Source organism: Flavobacterium sp. GP15 (genome assembly GCF_014281985.1).
GTDB classification, from domain to species: Bacteria; Bacteroidota; Bacteroidia; order Flavobacteriales; family Flavobacteriaceae; genus Flavobacterium; species Flavobacterium pygoscelis.
This window is the reverse complement of the sequence record NZ_JACFTC010000047.1, coordinates 1-291: the sequence shown is the minus strand read 5'-3', so window position 1 is coordinate 291 and position 291 is coordinate 1. Positions and strand designations below refer to the sequence as shown.

The following is a 291-nucleotide window of genomic DNA, read 5'->3' as shown; positions in this document are numbered from 1 at the left end:
ATGGAATAATGAGTTTAGAAAAAGATAAAATGATTAAGTCACTTAATGAAATTTTTATTCCTGAATTACGAAATAGAAATTTTAAAGGTAGTTTTCCGCATTTTAGAAAAACTGAAAACGGAAAGACAAATTTGTTGACGTTTCAATTTGATAGAAATAGTGGTGGATTCATAATTGAATTAGCTAATTGGAAAGAAACGGAATTTAAAACGCATTGGGGAAAATTGATTCCGTTGAATAAATTGACCGCTCACGATTTGTTTGAGAGAAAAAGAATATATCCGAATTCTA

General features: G+C 28.5%; 1 protein-coding gene. It reads left to right on the top strand.

Translation table 11 applies throughout. The features are described 5' to 3' along the window. Positions 1-8 precede the first annotated feature (8 nt). A partial coding sequence (locus tag H2650_RS15760; protein ID WP_188051784.1) for a DUF4304 domain-containing protein occupies positions 9-291 on the top strand: 283 nt, incomplete at its 3' end.